This is a genomic window from Kitasatospora sp. NPDC058046, assembly GCF_042885595.1.
Classification (GTDB): Bacteria; Actinomycetota; Actinomycetes; order Streptomycetales; family Streptomycetaceae; genus Kitasatospora.
On the sequence record NZ_JBHVRS010000001.1, the window covers coordinates 654,734 to 678,202 of the forward strand.

The 23,469-nt window shown below is 74.4% G+C and carries 22 protein-coding genes and 1 pseudogene; 9 read left to right on the top strand and 14 right to left on the bottom strand.

Annotation, left to right across the window (positions count from 1 at the left end; translation table 11 throughout):
* Positions 1 to 598: 598 nt before the first annotated feature.
* Entirely contained in the window at positions 599 to 1,333 is a 735-nt protein-coding gene (locus tag ACFVU7_RS03040) for a GNAT family N-acetyltransferase (RefSeq protein WP_049650219.1), read from the top strand.
* On the opposite strand, the gene ACFVU7_RS03045 is transcribed toward ACFVU7_RS03040, so the two are convergent.
* On the bottom strand, positions 1,323 to 2,597 hold the full coding sequence (locus tag ACFVU7_RS03045; RefSeq protein WP_388043995.1) for an ADP-ribosylglycohydrolase family protein: 1,275 nt from the start codon (positions 2,595 to 2,597) through the stop codon (positions 1,323 to 1,325). The genes ACFVU7_RS03040 and ACFVU7_RS03045 overlap by 11 nt on opposite strands.
* A gap of 112 nt (positions 2,598 to 2,709) precedes the next feature.
* On the opposite strand from ACFVU7_RS03045, the gene ACFVU7_RS03050 reads away from it, so the two are divergent.
* Positions 2,710 to 3,705 (top strand): hypothetical protein, encoded by a 996-nt coding sequence (locus ACFVU7_RS03050; protein ID WP_380744795.1) that lies wholly within the window; start codon positions 2,710 to 2,712, stop codon positions 3,703 to 3,705.
* Positions 3,706 to 3,735: 30 nt separating this feature from the next.
* Here ACFVU7_RS03050 and ACFVU7_RS03055 read toward each other — a convergent pair whose 3' ends face one another.
* The 6 genes from ACFVU7_RS03055 to ACFVU7_RS03080 all read right to left on the bottom strand — a co-directional run bounded on the left by ACFVU7_RS03055 (position 3,736) and on the right by ACFVU7_RS03080 (position 11,824).
* Complete coding sequence (locus tag ACFVU7_RS03055; protein ID WP_079271730.1) at positions 3,736 to 4,275, bottom strand: ribonuclease; 540 nt, start codon at positions 4,273 to 4,275, stop codon at positions 3,736 to 3,738.
* A gap of 245 nt (positions 4,276 to 4,520) precedes the next feature.
* Positions 4,521 to 7,229 carry a pyruvate, phosphate dikinase gene (ppdK, locus tag ACFVU7_RS03060; RefSeq protein ID WP_074000751.1) on the bottom strand — a complete coding sequence of 903 codons (2,709 nt, stop codon included), beginning with the start codon at positions 7,227 to 7,229 and terminating at the stop codon, positions 4,521 to 4,523.
* A gap of 564 nt (positions 7,230 to 7,793) precedes the next feature.
* Positions 7,794 to 8,963 carry a tRNA dihydrouridine synthase DusB gene (dusB, locus tag ACFVU7_RS03065; protein ID WP_388043998.1) on the bottom strand — a complete coding sequence of 390 codons (1,170 nt, stop codon included), beginning with the start codon at positions 8,961 to 8,963 and terminating at the stop codon, positions 7,794 to 7,796.
* A gap of 184 nt (positions 8,964 to 9,147) precedes the next feature.
* Positions 9,148 to 9,972, bottom strand: a complete 825-nt coding sequence (locus tag ACFVU7_RS03070; protein ID WP_388044000.1) for a DUF4097 family beta strand repeat-containing protein — start codon at positions 9,970 to 9,972, stop codon at positions 9,148 to 9,150.
* Between the two features lie 2 nt (positions 9,973 to 9,974).
* On the bottom strand, positions 9,975 to 10,622 hold the full coding sequence (locus ACFVU7_RS03075; protein ID WP_074000749.1) for a response regulator transcription factor: 648 nt from the start codon (positions 10,620 to 10,622) through the stop codon (positions 9,975 to 9,977).
* Positions 10,610 to 11,824: a sensor histidine kinase gene (locus tag ACFVU7_RS03080; protein WP_074000748.1), complete on the bottom strand. Its 1,215-nt coding sequence runs from the start codon at positions 11,822 to 11,824 to the stop codon at positions 10,610 to 10,612. Before ACFVU7_RS03080 ends, ACFVU7_RS03075 begins: the two co-directional genes overlap by 13 nt.
* Positions 11,825 to 11,959: 135 nt before the next feature.
* Between ACFVU7_RS03080 and ACFVU7_RS03085 the strand changes: the two genes are divergently transcribed.
* Both ACFVU7_RS03085 and ACFVU7_RS03090 read left to right on the top strand, forming a co-directional pair.
* Entirely contained in the window at positions 11,960 to 12,535 is a 576-nt protein-coding gene (locus ACFVU7_RS03085) for a hypothetical protein (RefSeq protein ID WP_388044002.1), read from the top strand.
* On the top strand, positions 12,532 to 12,921 hold the full coding sequence (locus tag ACFVU7_RS03090; RefSeq protein ID WP_388044003.1) for a hypothetical protein: 390 nt from the start codon (positions 12,532 to 12,534) through the stop codon (positions 12,919 to 12,921). Before ACFVU7_RS03085 ends, ACFVU7_RS03090 begins: the two co-directional genes overlap by 4 nt.
* 43 nt (positions 12,922 to 12,964) lie before the next feature.
* On the opposite strand, the gene ACFVU7_RS03095 is transcribed toward ACFVU7_RS03090, so the two are convergent.
* Positions 12,965 to 13,843: a helix-turn-helix transcriptional regulator gene (locus ACFVU7_RS03095; protein WP_388044179.1), complete on the bottom strand. Its 879-nt coding sequence runs from the start codon at positions 13,841 to 13,843 to the stop codon at positions 12,965 to 12,967.
* A 111-nt stretch (positions 13,844 to 13,954) separates the two neighbouring features.
* Here ACFVU7_RS03095 and ACFVU7_RS03100 point away from each other — a divergent pair, with 111 nt between their 5' ends.
* Entirely contained in the window at positions 13,955 to 15,475 is a 1,521-nt protein-coding gene (locus tag ACFVU7_RS03100) for an MFS transporter (RefSeq protein ID WP_388044006.1), read from the top strand.
* Between the two features lie 115 nt (positions 15,476 to 15,590).
* On the opposite strand, the gene ACFVU7_RS03105 is transcribed toward ACFVU7_RS03100, so the two are convergent.
* Positions 15,591 to 16,436, bottom strand: a complete 846-nt coding sequence (locus ACFVU7_RS03105; RefSeq protein WP_388044008.1) for an alpha/beta fold hydrolase — start codon at positions 16,434 to 16,436, stop codon at positions 15,591 to 15,593.
* Positions 16,437 to 16,497: 61 nt separating this feature from the next.
* Positions 16,498 to 16,869 carry a MerR family transcriptional regulator gene (locus ACFVU7_RS03110; RefSeq protein ID WP_117487704.1) on the bottom strand — a complete coding sequence of 124 codons (372 nt, stop codon included), beginning with the start codon at positions 16,867 to 16,869 and terminating at the stop codon, positions 16,498 to 16,500.
* Positions 16,870 to 16,947: 78 nt separating this feature from the next.
* Between ACFVU7_RS03110 and ACFVU7_RS03115 the strand changes: the two genes are divergently transcribed.
* Genes ACFVU7_RS03115 through ACFVU7_RS03125 form a run of 3 tightly spaced genes read left to right on the top strand, consistent with a single transcriptional unit; the run spans position 16,948 to position 18,927 of the window.
* The gene (locus ACFVU7_RS03115; protein WP_388044010.1) at positions 16,948 to 18,189 is read left to right on the top strand and encodes an MFS transporter; all 1,242 of its coding nucleotides are present in this window, start codon (positions 16,948 to 16,950) and stop codon (positions 18,187 to 18,189) included.
* Positions 18,190 to 18,220: 31 nt separating this feature from the next.
* Positions 18,221 to 18,514, top strand: a complete 294-nt coding sequence (locus tag ACFVU7_RS03120; RefSeq protein WP_388044012.1) for a type II toxin-antitoxin system Phd/YefM family antitoxin — start codon at positions 18,221 to 18,223, stop codon at positions 18,512 to 18,514.
* The gene (locus ACFVU7_RS03125; RefSeq protein WP_388044013.1) at positions 18,511 to 18,927 is read left to right on the top strand and encodes a type II toxin-antitoxin system VapC family toxin; all 417 of its coding nucleotides are present in this window, start codon (positions 18,511 to 18,513) and stop codon (positions 18,925 to 18,927) included. Before ACFVU7_RS03120 ends, ACFVU7_RS03125 begins: the two co-directional genes overlap by 4 nt.
* A gap of 499 nt (positions 18,928 to 19,426) precedes the next feature.
* Here ACFVU7_RS03125 and ACFVU7_RS03130 read toward each other — a convergent pair whose 3' ends face one another.
* Both ACFVU7_RS03130 and ACFVU7_RS03135 read right to left on the bottom strand, forming a co-directional pair.
* Positions 19,427 to 20,023 carry an alpha/beta hydrolase gene (locus ACFVU7_RS03130; protein WP_388044015.1) on the bottom strand — a complete coding sequence of 199 codons (597 nt, stop codon included), beginning with the start codon at positions 20,021 to 20,023 and terminating at the stop codon, positions 19,427 to 19,429.
* Between the two features lie 320 nt (positions 20,024 to 20,343).
* Positions 20,344 to 20,523, bottom strand: coding sequence for a hypothetical protein (locus tag ACFVU7_RS03135; RefSeq protein WP_388044187.1), 180 nt, complete (start codon positions 20,521 to 20,523; stop codon positions 20,344 to 20,346).
* 34 nt (positions 20,524 to 20,557) lie between these two features.
* On the opposite strand from ACFVU7_RS03135, the pseudogene ACFVU7_RS03140 reads away from it, so the two are divergent.
* A pseudogene (locus ACFVU7_RS03140) lies at positions 20,558 to 20,782 on the top strand (phosphatase PAP2 family protein); the annotation flags it as partial.
* Positions 20,783 to 20,998: 216 nt separating this feature from the next.
* Here the strand turns inward: ACFVU7_RS03140 and ACFVU7_RS03145 are convergent.
* Together ACFVU7_RS03145 and ACFVU7_RS03150 are read right to left on the bottom strand one after the other, a co-directional pair.
* Positions 20,999 to 21,703, bottom strand: a complete 705-nt coding sequence (locus tag ACFVU7_RS03145; RefSeq protein WP_388044016.1) for a response regulator — start codon at positions 21,701 to 21,703, stop codon at positions 20,999 to 21,001.
* Positions 21,704 to 21,794: 91 nt separating this feature from the next.
* The gene (locus ACFVU7_RS03150) at positions 21,795 to 23,357 is read right to left on the bottom strand and encodes a sensor histidine kinase (RefSeq protein WP_388044018.1); all 1,563 of its coding nucleotides are present in this window, start codon (positions 23,355 to 23,357) and stop codon (positions 21,795 to 21,797) included.
* Between the last annotated feature and the right edge of the window lie 112 nt (positions 23,358 to 23,469).

Below are 23,469 nucleotides of genomic sequence, written 5' to 3' on the forward strand. Positions count from 1 at the left end.
GCTCCGGTACCCGTCCGACGGCTCCCCGGGGGGCGCGCCCGACGGCCTCGGCCGACCGCTCCGGACCATGATCGCACCCGACCGAAGAGCCCCTGGTCACGGCCCTGGTAGCGCCCCCGCGGGAGGCCCGTCCGCGGGGCCCCGGAACGGCCCGCGCGGCCATTCGCGTGCCGCGAAGTGACGCACCGCCTTCTGGCGGGTATCGTCCTCTCGCTGCCTCGCATCGTCGCGTCGTCGCCACGTCGTCCGTAACGCCGTCGGCCACGTCCCGGTCCGCTGCTCGGCCAGCCCCCACGACGCATCTTGCCTTCACCTGGCCGCCCGCTTCCCTTCGCGCTCTCGTCTCCTCTTCGGCCATTTCGCGGACGCACACTGTCCCCTCGCTGTTCCCGCCGGACCGGTCCGAGGACCCGTGTCCGTTCCGGCACCCCCGCGCCGCCCGCTCCGGGCCGCCGCCCCCACCCCGTTCGACCGGACCTCCGGCGTGCGCGGGTACCCGGCGGACGGACCCGGGCCCAGGCGTACCCATGTCCAGCGCACCCCGTGCCGTACCCCGGCCCGGGAGGCTCCCTCCGACCGATGAAGGACAGAAGGTTCCGTGCCCGTACCTGTCACCCTCACCGGCCGCACCGTGCGGCTGGAGCCCCTCGCCGCGCACCATGCCGAGGCCATCGCCGAGGCCGGCGCCGAGGACCGTACGACCTACGCCTTCACCCCCGTCCCGCACGGCCTGGAAGCCGCCCGCGACTACGTCGCGCGGGCGCTCGCCGACCAGGCCGCGGGACGGTCGCTGCCGTTCGCGACGGTGAACGTCGCCGACGGCCGGGTCGTCGGCTCCACCCGCTTCCTGGAACTCGACTACTGGCAGGGCCCGATGGTGTGGCCGCCCGTGCCCGGCGTCCCGTTCGGCGATCCGGCCACGGCCGTCCCGGACGCGGCCGAGATCGGCAACAGCTGGCTCTCGCCGCGCGCCCAGGGCACCGGCATCAACACCGAGGCCAAGCTGCTGATGCTGCGCCACGCCTTCGAGACCTGGGGCGTGCAGCGGATCTCGATGCGCGCGGACGCCCGCAACATGCGCTCGCGCGCCGCCATCGAGCGGCTCGGCGCGACCTCCGAGGGCGTCCGCCGGGCGCACTCGCGCGGGCTGGACGGGGTGGTGCGCTCCACCGCGTTCTACTCGATCCTCGACGACGAGTGGCCGGCCGTCCGGGACATCATCGAGCTGCGGATCGCCGCCGCCACCTCGCCGAGCGCCCCGGATCCGGCGATCAACCAGGAGTGCCTTAGACAGGGCGGCAGCGGCGCCGGGCAGCTGATGATCACGGTCTGAGGCCGGCCCGGAGCGGCTCGTAGCCGAGGCGCGCCAAGCCCAGGACGGCCGGCAGGGTCGTGCGGTCGTCCCAGGCCCGGTGGCGTCCCGGGTGCGCCTCGACCAGCGCCTCCACCGGCCGCCAGCCGCCCCGCACCCGGGCCACCCGGACCCGGTAGACCTCCGCGCCGCCCACGCCGCGGTGCAGGTGCAGCACGCCCTCGGAGACGACGGACACCCAGCGCTCGTCCAGGTCCCGGGCCCGCAGGCCGCGCCTGATCCGCTCCCAGTCGGCGTCCGACCAGAGCAGGTCCGGCACCGGGTGCGGGCGGGGCAGGCGGATCGGCGTCAGGTGCGGCTCCCCGGCCGCGCGGACGCCGCCCGGCTCCGGGAACGCCCACGCGGGCAGCGGCTCCCGGGCGGCCAGCCAGGCCCGCGGGATGCCTCCGGTGCCGGTGTGCGCCGCCACCACTCCCCCGGTGATGGCGGCGACGGTGTCCATGTCGCCGCCGGCCGCGACCGCCTCCCACACGGCGGTGCGGTAGTCGGCCAGGTTCCGGGCGGCGCACCACAGGGCGTACGGGACGGTGTCGGCCGCGGAGGTCCGGCTGCCGTTGCCGAGCACCTGCGCGGCGAGCCGGAAGTCCGGCCGGGCGAGCAGCCCGCGGGCCTCCTCCAGGCCGTCCCTGACCGCCCCGTTCGGGGTGAGGTCGGCGACCGCCGCCAGGAAGGCCTCCGGCGTCATGGCCTCCGCCCGCGCCCGCACCGCGTACGCGGCCGCCACCGCGACCGCGATCGCGCCGTCCACGGCCTGCGGGTGGGTGTGGGTGATGACGGCGGTGTCGGCGGCGGGCCGGACGACGGCGGCCGGGTCCTCGGCGTACGCGGCCCCCAGCGGGGCGACCCTCATCGCGGCGCCGTTGCCGTACGAGCCCTGGCCGTCGAAGAGTTCGGCGGCCAGCCGCCGGGCGTCGCCGCCCTCGCGGACCAGCCGGAGCAGCCGGTTGGCGGCCGGGCCGTAGCCGCGGTCGAAGTCGTGGCGGAGGGCGAAGGCGTGGGTGAGGTCGAAGGTGTCGATCGTGCCGCGCTCGGTGTGGGCGGCGTGGACCGAGCAGGCCATCTCGGTGTCGTCGGTCCAGGGCCAGGGACCGGGCGGTTCGGTGCGGGCGGCGAGGTGGGCCCGGGCGGTTTCCGGGACGAACATCTGGGCGCCGAGGGCGTCGCCCACGGAGAGGCCGTTGAGGGAGTCCAGCGCGGGGCCGGTGTGCGCGGATGGAATGGTCATATGCCCTCCAGCTCAGCGGGTTGACCGCCGTCCCGTCAACACCCGTGGCCGGCGTCCCCACCGACGGGGGATGTTTCGCATACCTCCGATTCCGGCGGGCAGGCACCGGGGCATGACCCGCGCGAACCCCCTCGACCCGGTCGCCCTGCTCGGCGCCGACCAGCAGCACATCGCCACCCGGGCGCAGCTGCGCCGGCTCGGGGTGCCCTCCGGCACCATCGCCCACCGGCTGCGGCCGGGCGGGCCCTGGCAACAGGTCCTGCCCCGGGTGATCTGCCTCCAGAGCGGCCGGTTGACGTTCCACCAGAAGCTGCGGGCCGCGCTGGCGTACGCGACGCCGAAGGGCCGCGACCCGCGGGCCGGGGAGGTGCTGCTGACCGGCTTCGCGGTGCTGGCCGAGGCCGGGCTGCCGAGCGCCGGGCACCCGTCCGACCTGAACGCGGTCGACATCCTGATCCCGACTCAACGGCGGGTCGGGGACAGGGAGTTCGTCCGGATCCACCGGGCCTCCGGGGCGATGCCGGGCGGCTTCGAGCGGGATGACGGGCTGTGGAGCACCACCGTCGCCCGGGCGCTGGCCGACCTCGCGCCGAGGGAGACCGGGCAACGCCGGTTCCGGGCGCTGTGCGCGGAGGCCGTCCAGCGGCGGCACTGCGAACTCGGCGAGCTGCTCGACCAGTTGCTGTCCCGCCCGGGTGCGCTCGGACTGCCCCAGGTGGCCCGGGTGGTGGAGGACCTGACGGTCGGGGTGCGGTCGGTGGTGGAGGGCGAGACCCGCGAACTGCTGGCGCACGCGGGGCTGCCGGAGCCGCTGTGGAACCCGGTGCTCTTCCTGGACGGCCGCTTCCTCGCCGTCCCGGACGCCTACTGGCCGCACGCCTGCGTGGCCCTGGAGATCGACTCCCGCGCCTGGCACCTGCGCCCCGCCGAGCACGAACGGGGCCTCGCCCGCGCCAACCGCCTCACCGCCGCCGGCCTCCCGGTGGTCCGCACCACCCCGGTCCAGCTCCGCCGCGACCCGGCCCCGGTGCTCCACGAGCTCACCGCCCTGGTCACCACCGGCCCGCACGCCCCCCACCCCCGCGTCACCTGGCGCCGGGCCCGGTGAGGGGCGCGGCAAGGGCTGCCGAGGCCCCGCTCAGCAGCGGGAGTCGATCTCCTGGAAGGTGGCGTAGTGGTCGGCGGACCAGTACTGCTCGCCGGAGTCGCCGGTCACCACGCGGCGGGTGCCGCGGTCGTTGGAGCCGGGGGTGACGACGGTGTACTCGTGGTAGTAGCCGCCGGACTTCTTGGGGAGGCGGCTCTCGCGGTTCTCGAAGACGATGCCGTCGCGGTTGTACGGGTAGGGGCCGCCCTTGGCGATCAGGCCGAGGGTGTCCTGGGCCTGGCTGGGGAGCTTGGTGCGGCAGACGTCGGCCATGGCCGGGTCGGTCGGGACCCAGGTGCCGGCCGCGGCGGGGGTGGTACCGGCGCCCCCGGCGGGCGGGCTCGGCTTGGGGGCCGAGGGCTTGGGCGCCGTGGACCCGGACGTCGTGGCACCGGCGGCCGCGCTCGTGGTGGCGCTCGCGGCGGCCTTGGGGTGGCCGCTCCCCTGGTTGGCGAGGAGGTACCCGGCCCCGGCCAGGACCGCCAGGATCAGCACGGCCACGGCCACGAGCGGGTTTCTGCGGTTGGTCATGCGGTCCAGCTTGGCAGGCGGCCGGGCCGGGCCGGGCCAGGTACACACGTGGCCGCCGCCACACCGGCCGGTGCGCCGGCCCGTACGCGGACGTACGGCCGGGCGGGAACGGACGCCGTTGTCCGTTCCCGCCCGGCCGTGTCACGTACGCCGGTTCTCCTGCGCCGAGCTCCGGTGTACGCCCTCCCGACGGGAGGGGAAGCGGTCAGTCGTGCCCGCGCGTGAGGTGGGGATGCCTACCCTCCTCAGCGCGAGTCGCTGCCCGCCGTCTCGATGGCGGCGCGGCCTGCCTCCAGGCGCGCCACCGGGATCCGGAAGGGGGAGCAGGAGACGTAGTCCAGCCCCACCTCGTGGAAGAAGTGGACCGAGTCCGGGTCGCCGCCGTGCTCGCCGCAGACGCCGAGCTTGAGGTCGGGGCGGGTGGCCCGGCCGGCCTCGACGGCGTGCTTGACCAGCGAGCCGACGCCGTCGCGGTCGATGGTCTCGAACGGGGAGACCCCGAAGATGCCCTTCTCCAGGTAGGCGGTGAAGAACGAGGCCTCCACGTCGTCCCGGGAGAAGCCCCAGACCGTCTGGGTCAGGTCGTTGGTGCCGAAGGAGAAGAACTCGGCGGCCTCGGCGATCTGCCCGGCGGTCACCGCGGCGCGCGGCAGCTCGATCATGGTGCCGAGCTTGATGTCCAGCTTGACGCCGGTGGTCCGGGCGACCTCGGCGAGCACGCGCTCGCACTCGTCGCGGACCAGCTCCAGCTCCTGGACGGTGCCGACCAGCGGGATCATCACCTCGGGGCGCGGGTCCCCGCCGGCCAGCCGGCGCTCGGCGGCGGCCTCGGCGATGGCCCGGACCTGCATGCCGAACAGGCCGGGGATGACCAGGCCGAGGCGGACGCCGCGCAGGCCGAGCATCGGGTTCTGCTCGTGCAGCTTGTGCACCGCCTGGAGCAGGCGCAGGTCGTTCTCGTTCGGGTCCTTGCGGGCCTCGGCGAGGGCGACGCGCACCGACAGCTCGGTGATGTCCGGCAGGAACTCGTGCAGCGGCGGGTCGAGCAGCCGGACGGTGACCGGCAGGCCGTCCATCGCCTGGAAGAGCTCCAGGAAGTCGCCCTTCTGCAGCGGCAGCAGGGTGGAGAGGGCGAGCTCGCGGTCCTTGTCGTTGTCCGCCAGGATCAGGTGCTCGACCTCCTTGCGGCGCTCCTCGCCGAGGAACATGTGCTCGGTGCGGCACAGGCCGATGCCCTGGGCGCCGTAGCGGCGGGCGCGCCCGCCGTCCTCGGCGTTGTCGGCGTTGGCGCGCACCGCGAGGCGGCGGCGGCCGTCGGCGTGCGACATCAGCCGGTGCACGGCCTGGACGAGGCCGCCCTGGACGTCGGCGCCGGCGTGCAGGGTGCCCTCGAAGTACTCCACCACCGCGGAGGGGAGCACGGGCACCTCGCCGAGGTAGACCTTGCCGGTCGCGCCGTCGATCGAGACGACGTCGCCCTCCTCCAGCACCAGGCCGTCGGCGGTGGTCATCCGGCGGCGCTTGGTGTCGACCTCCAGCTCCTCGGCGCCGCAGACGCAGGTCTTGCCCATGCCGCGGGCGACGACGGCGGCGTGCGAGGTCTTGCCGCCGCGCGAGGTGAGGATGCCCTCGGCGGCGATCATGCCGTCCAGGTCGTCCGGGTTGGTCTCGCGGCGGACCAGGATGACCTTCTCGCCGGAGCGCGACCACTTCACCGCGGTGTAGGAGTCGAAGACGATCTTGCCGATCGCGGCGCCGGGCGAGGCCGCGAGGCCCCTGGCGATCTGCTTCGACTCGGAGTCGGGGGCGAAGCGCGGGAACATCAGCTGCGAGAGCTGGCCGCCGGTGACCCGCATCAGGGCCTCGTCCAGGTCGATCAGGCCCTGGTCGACCAGCTGGACGGCGATCCGGAAGGCGGCCGCGGCGGTGCGCTTGCCGACCCGGGTCTGGAGCATCCAGAGCTTGCCGCGCTCGATGGTGAACTCGATGTCGCAGAGGTCGCGGTAGTGGTTCTCGAGCGTCTGCATGATCGCCATCAGCTCGTCGTACGACTTCTTGTCGAGCTTCTCCAGCTCGGACAGCTGCAGCGTGTTGCGGATGCCGGCGACGACGTCCTCGCCCTGGGCGTTGGACAGGTAGTCGCCGTAGACGCCCTGGGTGCCGGTGGAGGGGTCGCGGGTGAAGGCGACGCCGGTGCCGGAGTCCTCGCCGAGGTTGCCGAAGACCATGCTGCAGACGTTGACCGCGGTGCCCAGGTCGTTCGGGATGCGCTCCTGGCGGCGGTACAGCCGGGCGCGGTCGCCGTTCCAGGAGTGGAAGACGGCGTGGATCGCGAGGTCCATCTGCTCGCGCGGGTCCTGCGGGAAGGCCCGGCCGGTCTCGCGCTCGACGATGCCCTTGAACACCTCGACCAGCGTCTTGAGGTCGGCGGCGTCCAGGTCCAGGTCGTTGACGGTGCCCTTGGCGTGCTTGGCCTCGTCCAGGGCCTCCTCGAACAGCTCGCCGTCGACGCCCAGCACGGTCTTGCCGAACATCTGGACCAGGCGGCGGTAGGAGTCCCAGGCGAAGCGCTCGTTGCCGGACTGGGCGACGAGGCCGGCCACCGAGGCGTCGGAGAGACCGATGTTGAGGACGGTGTCCATCATGCCGGGCATGGAGAACTTCGCGCCGGAGCGGACCGAGACCAGGAGGGGGTTGTCGGCCTGGCCGAGCTTCTTGCCCATCTCCTGCTCGAGGGCGTCCAGGTGGGCGCTGATCTCCTCGTGCAGGGAGGACGGCTCGCTGCCGGTCTCCAGGAAGACCTTGCAGGCCTCGGTGGTGATGGTGAACCCCGGAGGGACGGGGAGGCCCAGGTTGGTCATCTCGGCCAGGTTCGCGCCCTTGCCGCCAAGAAGATCCTTGAGGTCCTTGTTTCCTTCGGTGAAGGAGTAAACAAACTTCTGCTGGGACGGCACGGGTCGGTCTCCTCGTACGCGGTTGCCCTGACGCCGGAGAACATACCCATTTCGAAGGCACTTCTCTGCCCTGAATAGGCCACCCGAGGCTGGTACCCAGCGGTAACCCGCTAGATCGAAAGCACATAAAGGCGTTCACCTCTGTTGGTGAAATCGTCCGCCTGACGCGAGCAAGCATTCAACTCTTGAAGGCATGCACCCGCGAAGATCGTGCGATCCGGACGCACCGTAGCGACCGCGGGTCCATGGCGTTGCCCCGGCTTGATTTCCTGCACCCGGATCGCCCGATCACCGGTCGACCGACTTCGGGAAGCGATTCACAGCCGACCTGTCCATTTCGTCCACTGACCGGCCGTCAGCCCCCGCCGCGTGTGGCAAGCGTCACCAGAGCGTCTCACCGGTCGAACGTAGAGCGCCTGCGCCGATCGTCGCACTGTGTCCAAAAACGTGCCCGCTCCGTGACATTCGGACGCCGAAAAGGAGCCCTCTTGTCCAGGATGGACAAGAGGGCTGGGACCAGGTGGCCATCGACCCGAACGGGTCATTTTCGCCAGGTCGTACAGATCATCCGCCGGAGGTGTCCGATTCGGCGTCAGCACCCGGGCGGGCGCAGTCGTACGGATCGTCCAACCAGCCCTCCGGCAGGACCACCCGGTTGTTGCCGCTGGTCCGCCCGCGCGGGCCGTCCGCACCGTCCGGCCAGCCCTGGGACTGCTCCACCTGGGCGAGGGTTTCGGCCAGTTCGGCCAACGAGGAGGAGCCGGCCAGCCGCACCCGCAGCTCGGAGCCGACCGAGAAGCCCTTGGTGTACCAGGCCACGTGCTTGCGGAAGTCGATCACGCCGCGCGCCTCGTCGCCCAGCCACTCGCCGAGCAGCTGCGCGTGCCGCACCATCGCCGCGGCCACGTAGCCGAAGTCGGGGCGGGCGTAGTCCACGTCGCCCTCGAAGATCGCGACCAGGTCCTTGAACAGCCACGGCCGGCCCAGGCAGCCGCGGCCCACCACCACGCCGTCGCAGCCGGTCTCGCGCATCATCCGCAGCGCGTCGTCGGCCGACCAGATGTCCCCGTTGCCCAGCACCGGGATGTGCGCCGGGACGGACTCGCGCAACCGGGCGATCGCCGACCAGTCGGCCGTGCCGCCGTAGTGCTGGGCGGCGGTGCGCCCGTGCAGGGCGATCGCGGCCACCCCCTCCTCGGCGCCGATCCGGCCGGCGTCCAGGTAGGTGAGGTGGTCGTCGTCGATGCCCTTGCGCATCTTCATGGTCACCGGCAGGTCGCCCGCGTTGGCGACGGCCTCGCGCAGGATCTCGCGCAGCAGGTTGCGCTTGTACGGCAGCGCCGAGCCGCCGCCCTTGCGGGTGACCTTGGGGACGGGGCAGCCGAAGTTGAGGTCGATGTGGTCGGCCAGGCCCTCCTCGGAGATCATCCGGGCGGCCTTGCCGACGGTCACCGGGTCCACCCCGTACAGCTGGATGGAGCGCGGCTTCTCGCTCGGGTCGAACTTGATCAGCTGCATGGTCTTGGCGTTGCGCTCGACCAGCGCCCGGGTGGTGATCATCTCCGAGACGTACAGCCCCTTGCCGCCGCTCTGCTCGCGGCACAGGGTGCGGAACGGCGCGTTGGTGATGCCGGCCATCGGCGCCAGCACGACGGGCGGCCACACCTGGATCGGGCCGATGTCGAGCGGCGCGAACTCGGTGCCGGACGCGGTGGGTGCGGGCGTGACTGTCATGCGCGGCTGACCTCGGGTGGTGGGGACGGGACTCTCCATTGTCCCCCACCCGGGTGAGCGGCCTCCGCCCGCGCCGGGGCTCCCCCGCTACGGGGCGCCTCGGCCACCGCCCGCCTCCCCTTACCGGCCGCCTCCGCCACCGGCCACCTCCTCGGCCGGACGCCTCCGGAACGGGCCGCCTCCGCTACGGGGCCGACGAGGCCGACGGAGCCGCCGGGGCGGTGGGCGCCGACGAGGCCGGCGCCGGAGCGATGGAGATCGACCCGGAGGTGACCGCGGCGTGCACCCGGTTCGGGCTCGCCGAGTCCGCCAGCCCCGGGTCGATCCGGCCGTTGCCGCTGCCGACCTCGCTGGAGACGGCGTACCGGCTGTCCTTCGGCAGGCTCATCTCCACCGAGCCGGAGGTGGCCGTGGCGTCCACCTCGCGCGGAGCCCTCGCGAAGCTCAGCTGCACGGAGCCCGAGGTGAGCTGCGCCGTCAACCGCGGGGCGCTCAGGTTGGTGCCCTGCACCAGACCGGAGGTGGCGTGCACGGTCACGTTCCCGGAGGTGTCGGACAGCAGCAGCTGGCCGGAGGTCAGGTCCAGCTTCACGTCCCCGCTCAGGCCCTCCACCTGGACGGAGCCGGAGGTCACCGAGCCGGACACCTCGGTCGCGGCCGGCACCTCCAGCTCGATCTCGGCGCCGCAGCCGAGGTCCACGAACGGCAGGACCAGCCGGCAGTGCATCCCGACCGTGAGCACGCCCTTGTCGAAGACGGCGGACACCACCGGCTTGCGCACCAGCCAGTCCAGGCTCTGCCGGACCACCACGTGGCCCTCCCGTCCGGCCCGCACCCGGACCGACGCGGGGCCGGTCTCCAGCTGGACCCGGTGGATCTCCTCGTCGTACGGCCGACTGCTGCTGGTGCGCTGCTGCACCGCCATCGACCAGGTCTGCAGTCCGGCACCGATCATGACCAGGACGATCACGAGCGTCCCGGTGGCCCGCCAGCCCTTCACCCCCTTCACCGCTACCCGACCTCCAGGAAGCGCAGCACCGCCATCACCCGGCGGTGGCTGTCCTCGGCCTGCGGCAGTTCGAGCTTGGTGAAGATCGAGTTGATGTGCTTGGCCACCGCGCTGTCGCTGACCACCAGCGAGCCGGCGATCGCCGCGTTGGAGCGGCCCTCCGCCATCAGGGCGAGCACGTCGCGCTCGCGCGGGGTCAGCTTCTCCACCGGGTCCCGGTGCCGGCGGCGCACCAGCAGCTGGGCGACCACCTCCGGGTCCAGCGCGGTGCCGCCCTCGGCGACCCGCTGGAGCGCGTCCACGAAGTCGTCGACGTTGGCGACCCGCTGCTTGAGCAGGTAGCCGACGCCGCTGGTGTTGGTCGCCAGCAGGTCCGCGGCGTAGCGCTCCTCCACGTACTGGGAGAGCAGCAGGACGGCGGTGTCCGGCCACTGCCGGCGGATCACCATCGCCGCCTTCACCCCCTCGTCGCTGAAGCCCGGGGGCATCCGGACGTCGGCCACCACCACCTTCGGGCGGTGCTCCTCGACGGCGGCCAGCAGTTCGGTGGCGTCCCCGACGGCGGCCACGACCTCGAAGCCCACCGCCTCCAGGACCTTGACCAGGCCGACCCTCAGCAGGACCGAGTCCTCGGCGATCACAGCGCGCACGGCAACTCCACGGTGATGGTGGTGGGGCCCCCGAGGGGGCTGAGAACGGACATCGTGCCGTCGACCGAGGCGGCGCGCTTGCGCAGACCGGTGAGCCCGGTGCCGCGCGAGGCGTCCGCGCCGCCCACGCCGTCGTCGCTGATGACCAGGCGCAGCCGGCCGCCGGTCGTCCGCACCGAGAGGTCGACCCGGCGGGCCCTGGCGTGCTTGGCCACGTTGGTGAGCGCCTCGGAGACGGTGAAGTAGGCGACCGCCTCGACGGTCGGGGCGATCTGCTCGGAGAGGTCGACGTCCAGGCGCACCGGCAGCGGGGCGCGGGCGGCGATGCCGGACAGCGCCGCGTCCAGGCCGCGGTCCTCCAGGACGGCGGGGTGCAGGCCGCGGACCAGGTCGCGCAGCTCGTCGATGGCCGCCTGGGCCTCCTCGTGCGCGTCGATGATCACCTGCATCACCTCGGGCGGCACGTCCTTGAGGGTGCGCCGGGCCAGGCCCAGGTTCATCGCGAGGGAGGTGAGCCGCTGCTGGGCGCCGTCGTGCAGGTCGCGCTCGATCCGGCGGCGCTCGGCGTCCACCGCGTCGACCAGGCCGGCCCGGCTCTCGGCGATCTCCTCGACCCGCCGCTCCAGCGCCTCCGCCCGGTCCGGGCCGAGCAGCCGCCGGGCCACCCACACCTCCAGCCGGGCCAGCTGGGTGCCCGACAGCGGGAGCACCGCCAGCAGCAGCACCCCGCCGAGGGTGAGCAGGACGTCCTCCCCGGCCAGGCCGGTGCGCAGCGCGGTGCCGGCGGGCAGCAGCCAGATCCAGCCGTACACGGTGGCCAGCACCACGGCGGCCGCCCAGGCGTACAGCACCACCAGGGCGCCCGCCGCCAGCAGCGGACCGGCCACCAGGTGGTGGAGGACCTGGCGCCAGGTCACCCCGAGCAGCCAGACCCGGCGCCCCGTCGGCGGGCGCAGCCGCGGCACCTCCACCCCGTACAGGGCGCGCAGCCGGCCGCGCTGGACGGCGGTCAGCGGGTGGGTGCAGAGCAGGACGGCGGCGAGCACCGGGAAGAGCAGCTTCGACTCGGTGACGGCCAGCCAGACCGGCAGCGCCACGGGTATCCCGGCGGCGGTGAAGCGGACGTCCCGCCAGACCTCGGGCGACCACGGGGGGCGCCGGAGGCTCCTGACGAACGCTCGGCGCAACGTGGTGGAGGGCATGGCCGACAGCGTAGGGCCCGGTGATCACGAGCCGCCATGAAGGGGGGTTCCCGATGGGGGTGTAGCTAGCTACACCCCCGATTCGGTGTGGAGCACCACCGACAGGAGGGGGGTCCGGGCGGAAGGCTTGAGGGCATGACGAGCACTGCATCGCACTCCGCCACTCCGCCGCACGGGCGGCCCGGCCCCGGGAGTGCCGCCGGAGCGGCGGCGGCCCAGGAGGCGCTGCCGGAGCGGGCGCTGCCGGCGGGAGCCCTGCCGGAGGAGACGCTGCAGGAAGGGGAGCTGCCGGAGGGCGCGCTGCCCGCCGGGGCCGGCCCCTGGTCGGTCCGCTGCGTCGCGTCCGGCCGCGGCCGCGCCGCACTGGAGCTGTACCAGTACGGGGAGTTGGCCGACGTCCTGGTCGCCGCCCGGCTCACCCCGCACCTGCTGCGCGGGGCCCGGCACTGCCCCTCCGCCGGGCGGAGCCGGCACGTGCTGGCCTGGGGCCGGCTGGCGGCCGACGGCACGGCGCCCGCGGTGGTGTTCACCGGGCGGCGGCCGTTCCGCCGGGTGTGCTCGACGGCCGAGGCGGTCACGGTGGCCGACCGGTTCTGGGTCGCCTGGGCCGAGGGGCCGTTCGACGCGGTGCGGGTCGAGCACATGGCGGGCGGGGCCGCCGAGCGGCTGCCGCTGGAGCGGGTCCGGGAGCGCGGCCGGGGTGCGGCGTGAGCGGCACCTTCGCCCTTGCCCTCGGCCCCGCCCGTTCGTCCGTCCTGCCCGCGCGCTTCGCCCAGGTCCCGGTCCTGGCCGCGGTCGCGCTGCTGCCCTGGCTGGCGGTCCTCGCCGTCTGCCACGAGACCCCGTGGGTCGTGCTCGACCTCACCGAGTTCGCCGCCCTGCTCTCGCTGGACACGCTGCTGCGCCGCCGCAGCCCCGCCGCGCTGTGGGCGGGCGCCGCGGTGGCCCTGCTGCTCACCGGGGACGCGCTGGCCGACATCGCCTGCGCCGGGCCGGGCCACGCGGTGCTCGCCGCGCTGGTCATGGCCTCCTGCATAGAACTGCCGCTCGCCGTGGTGTGCCTGCGGCTCGGGCGGGACGCGGCGGTGCGGGGCTGAGGCACGTCGACGCCGCCCGTCCGACGCGAGCCCGAGGAACTCCCTAGGCCCCGGTGGGCAGGCGGTCCATCAACGCGCGGGTCTCGTCGTCCAGCGGGGTGTACGTGATCATCCGTGTCCCCAGCTGCGGGCTGAGCCAGAAGTTGGTGTACTCGCAGCGCAGCAGCCCGACGTCCGGCACCTGGAAGCGCTTGATCCCGTTGCCCGGCCGCATCACGTCGTGCCGCTGCCAGACCTCCGCGAAGTCCGGCGAGGCCTTGAGCAGCCGGGCCAGCAGCGCCTTCCAGGCCGGCTCCGAGCTGTGGTCGGCCATCGCCGAACGGAACCGGGCCACCATGCCGAGGCGCTCGGTGCGGTAGTCGATCAGCACCTCGCGGAACTGCGAGGGCGTGAACGCCATCCACATCAGGTTCCGGTCCTCGGGAGCCATCCGGTCGAGGTCGCCGACGACCGCGGTGTACTGGGCGTTGTACGCCAGCACCTGGTAGCGGGAGTTGAGCACCACGGCGGGGTACGGCGCCAGCCGCTCCAGCAGCAGCCGCACGCTCGGGGTCACCGAGGGGCACTCCTTCACCGGCGCCGGGTCGTCCGTGCCGGCCAGGGTGAACAGGTGGGCGCGCTCGCTCGGGTCCAGCAGCAGCGCCCGGGCCACCGCGTCCAGCACCTGGGCCGACACCTGGATGTCCCGCGCCTGCTCCAGCCACGTGTACCAGGTCACCCCGACCGCGGCGAGCTGGGCGACCTCCTCCCGGCGCAGCCCCGGTGTCCGGCGGCGGCCGGTCATCGGCAGGCCCACCTGCTCGGGCCCGAGGCGCTCGCGGCGGCTGCGCAGGAACGCGGCCAGCTCGTGCCGACGGGCGTCGCCGGGGGCGCTCCGGCGCTGTACGGCGCTGTGCGCGGCGTCTTGCGCGGCGGGGGTCATCAGGCTCATGCTCCCCAGCATGCGCCAGCCGTAAGCCTGTTGCCAGGTACTTCTTATACCTGGATAACCACACTCTGGTACCAGGGTACGGCGCGGCGGATCGTAGGACCCGTGACCCAACCACTCACCGTCGCCCCCGCATCGAGCCGCGCCGCCACCACCCCGGGCAGCGCGGCCGCCCGTACCTCCGGCACCGGGCCGGCCGGCTCCACCGGTCCTGCCGGTCCCGCCACCGGCTCCACCGGTCCCGCCGCCACCCTCGGCACCGCCGGACTGGTCACCGTCCTGCTCGGCGCCTTCCTGCCGATGCTCGACTTCTTCATCGTCAACGTCGCCCTGCCCACCATCGACCACGACCTGGCCGCCGGACCCGCCGTCCTGGAACTGGTCGCCGCCGGCTACGGCATCGCCTTCGCCGTCCTGCTCGTCCTCGGCGGGCGCCTCGGCGACAGCTACGGCCGCCGCCGGCTCTTCGTCATCGGCGCCGTCGCCTTCGCCCTCACCTCGCTGGCCTGCGGCCTCGCCCCCGGCGCGTGGTCCCTGGTCGCCGCCCGGGCCGCCCAGGGCGCCTCGGCCGCACTGCTGATCCCGCAGGTGCTCGGCACCATCACCGCCGCCACCGAGGGCGCCCGGCGCGGCCGCGCGCTCAGCGTCTACGGCGCCGTCGGCGGGATCTCGGTGGTGATCGGGCAGGTGCTCGGCGGGATGCTGGTCGCCGCCGACCTGTTCGGCACCGGCTGGCGCTCGGTGTTCCTGCTGAACGTGCCGTTCGCGCTGCTCGCCGTGGTGCTCGCGGTCCGCTACGTCCCGGAGAGCCGGTCCACCACGGCCGCCCGGGTCGACGTCCCCGGCACCGTCCTGCTCACCGCCACGCTGCTCTCCCTGCTCGTCCCGCTGATGGAGGGCCGGGCCGCCGGCTGGCCGCTCTGGTCCTGGGTGCTGCTGGCGCTGTTCCCCGTCTTCGCCGTCGCCTTCGGTGTCGTCGAGCGGCGCGCCGAGCGGCGCGGGGACACCCCGCTGGTGCCGCCGTCCCTGCTGCGCATCCCGGAGATGCGGCGCGGCCTCGGCATCGCGCTCCCCTACTTCGCGGGCTTCGGCGGCTTCATGTTCGTCATCGCGGTCGCCCTCCAGCAGGGCCTCAGGCTCGGCCCGGTCGCGGCCGGCTGGGCGCTCGTCCCGATGGCCGTCGGCTACTTCTCCGCCTCGCTCGCCGGCCCGCGGCTGATCGGCCGCTGGGGCAGCCGGGTGCTCAGCGCGGGCGCCGTCGTCCAGGCCACCGGCCTCGCCACCCTCGCCCTGACCGTCCTGGCCGACTGGTCGCACTTCTCCCCGCTGCGGATGGCCCCGGGCGTCGCCCTCGCCGGCATCGGGCAGGGCCTGATCGGCACCCCGCTGTTCCGGGTCGTCCTCGCCAAGGTGCCCGCCGCCCGGGCCGGCGTCGGCAGCGGCGTCCTCGCCACCGGCCAGCAGTCCAGCCTCGCGCTCGGCGTCGCCACCCTCGGCACCCTCTACCTCTCCCTCTCCCCCGTCCTCGGCATGGACCGCGCGCTCGCCCTCTGCCTGGGCATCCAGCTCCTCGGGTCCTTCACCATCCTGTACCTGACCACCCGCCTGCCCCGCTCCATCGGCTGAGCCGTGGCTCCGGGGGCCGGTTCACGGGTTCCGAGCTCCGGACTCCTGCGGCGGTGGACGGCCTCGCGGCCGGTACGACCGGTCGCGGGGCCGTCGGCGTTCCCGGAGCCCGTCCTCAGCGCGGGAGCGCGTCGAGCCAGCGGCCGACCAGGGTGCGAACGGTGTCGGCGGCCTCGACCTGGGGGTTGTGGCCGACCCCGTCGAGGACGGCGGCGGCCATCCGGGGGTAGTGGTCGAGCAGGGCGAGCTGGTCACGCCAGCCGACCAGGGCGTCCTGCCGGGTGGTGACCAGCAGGTGGCGGCCGCGGTGCCGCGCGGCCCGGTGCTCGGGCCAGTGCGGCAGCAGGAAGTCGGCTTCGAGCTCGGCGGCGGCCGCCCGGTCGTGCGCCTCCCAGCCGGGCCGGACGTACTGCTGGAACAGCTCCCAACTCGGGCCGGTGTGGCGGGCCATGACGTACCGGAACAGGTCGCGGTCGGCCGCCGGGAGCCGGGCGAGGAGGTCCTCGTCGCGTTCGACCACGGACTCCTCCGGCAGGTCGCGGTCGGCACCCCAGCGCACCACCGGCACCAGCAGCGCCGAGCCCAGCACCTGCTCGCCGAAGCGCGCGGTCACCGCCCGGGCCAGCTGGCCGCCGAAGGACTGCCCGACCACGGCGAAGGGCCGCCCGCCGACCTGGGCCTCGATCCACTCGGAGAGCGCCTCGGCCAGGGCGGCCGCCGAGGTCGGGCCCGGCAGCCGGGGGCTGGCGCCGTGGCCGGGGAGGTCGAGGTAGAGGCGCCGCCAGCCGGGGCGGTCGGCGAAGGCGGGTTCGAGCGGGAGCAGGACGCGGTGGTCGACGGTGTAGCCGTGGATCAGGACGATCGGGGTGCCGTCGCCGAAGGCGGTGTGGTGGATCGCGGGGGCGGTCGCGGCGGTCGTGTCGGTCGCGGCGGCGTGGTTCAGGTCGGTCGTGTCGGTCATGACGGCAGCGTCCAACCCTGACACCCGTGGCAAGGTCAAGCCGTCGAGTTCGGGTGGTGGATCAGGAGAGGCCCTTGACCACGTCCAGGTACTCCCGGATGGCGTCCCGGTTGCGCGTCAGGCACAGGATCCGGCGGGTCATCCGGTCCGTCTCGGACTCCAGGGTGGCGAGCATCTCCGGTGTGGCGTCGGCGAAGTGGATCGTCCGCGGGGCGTCCAGGGTGTCCAGGCAGGGCAGGATCTGCTTGATGATCCGGGTCGGCAGCCCCGCGTCCAGCAGCCCGCGGATCTGCAGCACCCGGTCCACGAGGTACTCGTCGTACGCGCGGTAGCCGTTCGCCTCACGGCGCGGTGTGATCAGCCCCTGCTGCTCGTAGTAGCGCAGCAGGCGCGGAGTGGTCTCCGCCCGCCGGGCGAGCTCGCCGATGCGCATGTGTGACCACCCTCACCCCGGGCCGGCGCCATCCCGGCTGGACCTTGACACGAATGTCAACGATAGACGATCGGGCCCATGCCCACTCCCGAACTCCGCGCCCCCGCACAGCCGGTGACCCCCGCACCGAGGCTGCCCTGGCCCGCACTGCTGGCCATGAGCACCGCCGGATTCGTCACGATCATGACCGAGGCCCTGCCCGCCGGAGTACTGCCCGCGATGAGCGCCGACCTCGGCGTCGGCCAGTCCGCCGCCGGGCAGTCCGTCACCCTCTACGCCGTCGGCTCCATCGCGGCCGCCATCCCGCTGACCGCCGTCACCGGCCGCCTGCCGCGCAAGCGCCTGCTGCTGGTCGCCGTCGGCGGCTTCGCCGCGGCCAACGCCGTCACCGCCGTCTCACCCGACTACCCGCTCACCATGGCCGCCCGGTTCGCGGCCGGCCTGGTCGCGGGACTGCTCTGGGCGCTACTGGCCGGGTACGCCCGGGGCATCGTCGCGCCGGAACAGCGCGGACGGGCGATGGCCGTCGCCATGGCCGGCTCGACGGTCGCCCTGTCGGTGGGCGTACCCGCCGGCACCCTGCTCGCCGGCCTGGTGGGCTGGCGGGTCACCTTCGGGCTGATGAGCGTGATCGCCGTGGCACTGACCGGCTGGATGCTGCTCGCGCTCCCGCCACTGCCCGGCCGCGCCGACCAGGCCCGCGTCCCCGTCCGGCAGGTGCTGCGGACGCCGGGCGTGGCCACCGTCCTGGCCGTCACCGCGACCTTCGTGCTCGCCCACAACGTCCTCTACACGTACGTCGCCGCCCTGCTCGCGCCGCTGGGGCTCGACGGCCGGACGGACACCGTCCTGCTCGTCATCGGACTGTCCTCGCTGGTGAGCATCCTCGGCACCGGCGCCCTCATCGACCGGTACCTGCGCCCCCTGACCATCGCCGCCTCCGTCCTCCTCGCGGCCGCGGCCCTGCTCCTCGCCGCCGCCCTGCTCGGCTCGACCGGTCGGCCCGCCTACGCCGCCGCCGCGCTCTGGGGCCTCGGCTTCGGCGGCGCCGCCACCCTCCTCCAGACCGCCGTCGCCGACGCGGCCGGCCCGGCCGGGGACATCGCCCAGTCGCTGCTCGTCACCTGCTGGAACCTCGGCATCGCCATCGGCGGCCTGGCCGGCGGCCTCCTCCTCGACCACGCCGGGCCAGCCGCGCTGCCCTGGTCCGCCCTCGTCCTGCTGGCCGCCGCCCTCGCCACCACCATCGGCGGGCGCCGGCACGGGTTCCCGGGGCATGGCGGCACTCGTTCGTGTGAAATCGACGCACATTCCTCGTGATCGCCGCACGCTTGGCTCTACCGTGAGTCGTATGGCAGCCAGAGTCCCCATCCGACAGCTCCAGCAGCACGCCAGCGAGTTGATCGACCGGGTCGCGGCCGGCGAACGCGTGGAGATCACCCGCAACGGGCGGCTGATCGCCGTCCTCGCGCCGCCCGACCCGGAACAGCGGGTGCTGGAGGACCTCGTTCGAGACGGCACGATCGCCCCCGAGAACGCCGCGACCGCGCGTGGCCTGGCCGACTGGACGTTGCCCGAATCCGGCGCCGGGCTCGCGTCGGCCGCCGACGCCCTGCACACCATGCGGGAGGAGGAAGGCCATTGATCTACCTCGACTCACGCGCGATCCTCAAACTTCTGGTACTTGAGGACGAATCCAGCGCGCTGCGCACGTTCCTCTCCTCGCACGGCTCCGAGGGCCACGCGACCAGCGCGCTGGCCCAGGTCGAGGTGCCGCGCGCGCTGATCCGGGTCGGTGCACCAAAGGAGTTGCTGGACGCGTCGGTGGACCTGTTCGACCGGCTTCTCCGCGTCCGGCTCTCCGATCCCGTCCTCAGGGCCGCCTGCCAGTTCCCCACCCGACACCTCCGCACCCTCGACGCCATCCACCTCGCCACTGCCGAGCACCTCGAGCACGCGCTCACCGCCTTCGTCACCTACGACAAGCGCCTGGCCGACGCAGCCGAGGAGCGAGACCTGCCAGTGGTCGCGCCCGGACGGCCGACCGACTCCCGGTAAGCGGGCATCCGGGCGCCCTTGGCCACGTCGGCGCCGGACGGTGGCACCGGCGGGCGGTGACCGGCTCGCTGCCGCGCTTCCACGAAACCAGGCAGTGATACCTGTCGACGTCGTAGCCGCGGTCGGGGAACAACCGCCGCGGATGCGCGGAATCGCGTGCGGCAGCGGCGGCAGCAGCCGCCAGGTGACGTCGTGGCGGTGGCCGGCGGTGTGCCCCGGCCGGCGGTGACCACGTGATGCCTCAAGCGGCCGGGCGCGGCCGCTCCCTGGCCTGGTGCCGGTCCCCGCGGTCGGCGCCGGCAGGTCATGCCCGAGCCGAAGCCGGGCTCCCGCGGCAGCCGATCCCCTTGGATCCCGGTATGCGACACGAACAGGCTCCCCTGCGGACAGCCCCGGTCGCCCGGCGGCCGACGGCCGGGCTTGCGAAACCGCTGCGGCCGCGCCGGTAGCAGCGGCTCGGCCCGGCTTCGGAGGTCTCTTCCCCGCAGGGCTTCCTTCCCTACTCCCCCGTCGTCAGGGAGGCGACGAAGCGGTCCAGGCGGGAGGTGACCTGCCGCAGGACGTCGATCGAGCCCAGGGGGTCGTCCGGCAGCTCCAGACCGTGGTCGGCGGCGGGTACTTCGAGGACCTCGCGTCCGGTCGATTCGGCGATCCGGCGGTCCCACAGCTTGTCGGCGCCGCCGCCGACGAGGAGGGTCGGGGCTTCGGCGCGGGCGAGGGCGCGGGCGACCGGCTCGGAGGTCAGGACGGGGGTCAGCCAGGCTGCGGCGAGGCCGCGGTCGGCGGCGACGCCGCAGGCGAAGGAGGCCAGGGACTTGCCGACGAGCAGGCGGCAGGCGCCGCGCTCGGCGTCGACGGCCTCGGCGACCTGCCGCTCGACCCAGGCGGTCCGGTCCTCCGGCTCGAACGCCCGGAAATCGTCCGGGAGTTGCCACCACAGCTCCTGGACCGTCCAGCGGTGCCGGAGGAGCACCGAGCGGGCGAAGTGGAGGAGGGGCCTGGCGGGCGTGTACCCGACGCCCGGGACGACGAGCGCGACGCGGTCGGGGGCTCCGTCGAAGCGGGCGGGGACGGCGAGCGGGGAGGGATCCGGCATGGGCGCAGGGTACGTGGCCGGTCGCTGTGACGTGATGTCAACCCTGACCATCGTCAGGGGCATTGCTTGACTTTCGGGTCGGGTGCCAAGGGGGTCTCGGCCTCTACCGTCCGGACCATGACGTATACGGACAGGGATTCGAGGCAGACCGGCGCCACCAGGGCCACCGCCAGGCCCAGGGCCAAACCCGGAGTGAGGCCCAGGCCCGTCCTCGCCGTGGCCCTGCTCTGCGCGGGGGCCGGGGTGGTGGCGTGGCTGGCGCCGGAGCGGGGTGGCGGGGCGGGGCCGGTGCGGGTGTCGGCCGGGTGGTCGGCCGGCGGCTACCGGCGGGTGGCGGAGGCCGTCGGCGAGGCCCCGCACGCGGTGGCCTCGCTGCTGGAGCCGGCCACCGAGGTCGGGCTGCTGGTGCTGGGTCTCCTGCTGGCGTTCTGCTGGTGGACGGCCCGGGCCCGGCGGGCCGCCGGGGTGGTCGCGGGGGTGGCGCTGGTCGGGCCGGGCACGGTGCTGGCCTACGGGGCGAGCGAGGTGCTGAAGGTGGTCCTCGACGAGGAGCGGCCCTGCCGGGCGCTCACCGGGCTGCCGGGCACGGCGGTCGCCGCGTGTCCGCCGCCGGGCGACTGGTCCTTCCCCAGCAACCACGCCACCCTGGCGGTCGCGCTGGCCACGGGGCTGGTGCTGCTGCGCCCGCACTGGGCGGTGCTGGTCATACCCGTCGGCGGCGCCACGGCAGCGCTGCGGGTGGCGGCCGGGGTGCACTACCCGCACGACGTGATCGCCGGTGCCGCGCTCGGCGGCACGGTCACGGCGGCGGCGGTCCTCGCCCTGCGGCCAGCGGCCACCACTGCCGTGACGGCCCTGGCCGGGGTGCCGGTCCTCGGGCGGCTGCTGTCGGCACCGCCGATACCGTCGGCCCCGGGCGCGGGCGCAGGCGCGGGCTCCGGCTCCGACTCCGGCACCGCCCCGGGCGCGGCGGCCTCAGTCCCGTGGACCGCCCGCGCAGGTCGCGCCGAGGGTCAGTCCGGCCTCGTGCGCGAGGACGGCGGCGGCCGCCCGGTTGGCCACGCCCAACCGGGCCAGGATGGAGCTCACATGGGCCTTCACGGTGCCTTCCACCACCCCCAGCCGACGGGCGATCTGACCGTTGGACAGCCCGGCGGCGATCAGCGTCAGCACATCCCGTTCCCGGGCGGTCAGGGCGGCCACCTGCTCCCGGGCGCCGGCACGCCGGTCGGCGGGGCCGCCGGCCCCGGTGGCGGCCAGGTGGGCGACCACCCGGGCGGCCACTTTGGGTGACAGATAGGCCGCCCCTCCGGCCACCGCGTGCACCCCGGCGAGCAGTTCCTCGGGCTCGCCGGACTTGATCAGGAAGCCGTTCGCGCCGCCGCTGAGCGCGCGCAGGATGTAGTCGTCCTCACCGAAGGTGGTCAGCATGAGTACTCCGGTGGCCAGGCCGTTCCGGCGGATCTCGGCGGCGGCCGTGATGCCGTCCGTCCCGGGCATCCGGATGTCCAGTACGGCGACGTCCGGCCGGTGGCGCCGGACCAGTTCGACGGCCTCCCGGCCGTCCCCGGTCTCGGCGACGACCTCGATGCCCGGGTCGGTGGCGAGCACCGCGCGCAGTCCCGCGCGGATCATGGGCTCGTCGTCGGCGAGCAGCACCCGGATCGGTGCGGTGGTCATCGGTGGCTCCTGTCGGTCGCCCGGTACGGAGGTGGTGGGGAAAGGGAGTTGCGGCGGGAGCGCGGGACGTGGAAGGCCGGAAGCCAGGGCTTCAGGAGACGAGCACGTCCCGCGAGACCAGCCGGGAGTCCTGGAAGCAGAGCCGGTAGGCATCGCCGGCCCGGTCCACGAACAGCTGGGCGGTGATGGCGTAGTACACGCACGAGACCCCTTCCCCCGGCGGCGGCGCGGGCGTCGCCGGCCCGCTCGGCGGGCGGTACGGCAGCCGGTGGCCCGGCAGCAGACGCTCGACGGAGGCCTGGTCCTGCCCCATCTGGAGGGCGGCGTAGACCTCCGGGTCCAGCACCGACAGGCTGACCACGTAGAGCGTCCATACTCGCAGCGCCACGGTCAGCAGTACGGCCGTCCCCAGCGGGACGAGCACCACGGCGGCCAGCGTACGGCCCACCCTGCGCCGCGCCCGTCGCAGCTCGCGCACCGGCGACGACGGGGCGGCGGGCGGCAGCGGGACGGGCCCGGCGGCGCGGCGCGGCAGAGTGGCCGCGACCTCGAACCCGCCGTCCGGGCGGGCCCCGTGGGCGAAGGTGCCGCCCGCGAGCCGGACCCGCTCGGCCAGCCCGACCAGGCCGCGGCCACCGGTGGGCGGCACGGCAGGCGTCGACGCGGACCTTCCGGCGGGTGCGGCGGACGTGCCGACGAACGCGCCGGTGAACGTTCCGGTGGGCGTTGCGCCGCGCGGGGTTGACGCAGGTGCCGAGCCCGTCGCCCGGGCGACGGTGAGCGCGGGCGCAGATGCAGGCATGGGCGCGGGCACAGGCCCGGGGCCGTTGGCCACCCGGAGGCAGGCGCCGTCGGCCGAGTACGCCACCTCCACGGTGACGGCCGCTCGCGGTGCGTGCTTGGCGGCGTTGGTCAGCGCCTCCTGCACCACCCGGTACGCGGCGTGCTCGGTGGCGCGCGGGAGTCCGTCCGGCTCACCGGTGACCTCCGAGCGGACGTCCAGGCCGGCGGCGGCCGCCTCGGCGACCAGGTGCGGGATGTCCGAGTCGGCCGGTCCGTGGGCCGTGCGGGCGGCGCCACCGCTCTCGTCCCCGTCGCGCAGGATGCCGATCACCTCGCCGAGCCGGTCGACGGCGGCGGCCGCGCCCGCCCGGATCTCCTGGACGGCCTCCCGGTGGGGCGGGGCCAGGTCGGGGGCGAGCTTGAGGGCCCCGGCGCGCAGGGCGATCAGGCTGAGGTCGTGGCCGAGGGCGTCGTGCATGTCCTGGGCGATCCGGGCCCGTTCGCGCAGTCGGGCCTGCTCGGCGACGAGTTGCTGCTCGCGCTCCAGCCGCTCGGCCCGCTCCCACCCGGCGCGCACGAGTTCCTGCGACTGCCGCCAGAACCGGCCCAGCAGCCAGGGGCCCATCCCGGTGCTCACGGCGAGCGCGACGAACCGCAGCCCCAGGACGATCCAGGAGGGCACCGAACCGACCACCAGCACCCCAGCCGCGACCAGCACGGCGAACACCACCGCCGCCGGCCGAACTCGTTCCATCCGTAGCCCGGCCAGGAAGGAGAACCCGATCGCCGGCAGCGCCCACCAGAGGCTCGTGACACCGAGCCCGATACACACCGACGCCACCACGGGCAGCGCCGCCCCACTCATCCGCATGCCCACGACCCTACGAGGGCCGCCGCCGCACCGGATCTGTCGAAAGTCATGCCCGAGGCGCTCCGCCCGGCACCCCGAGCCCCATTCCCCGGCCCCGGCCCCGGCCCCGGCC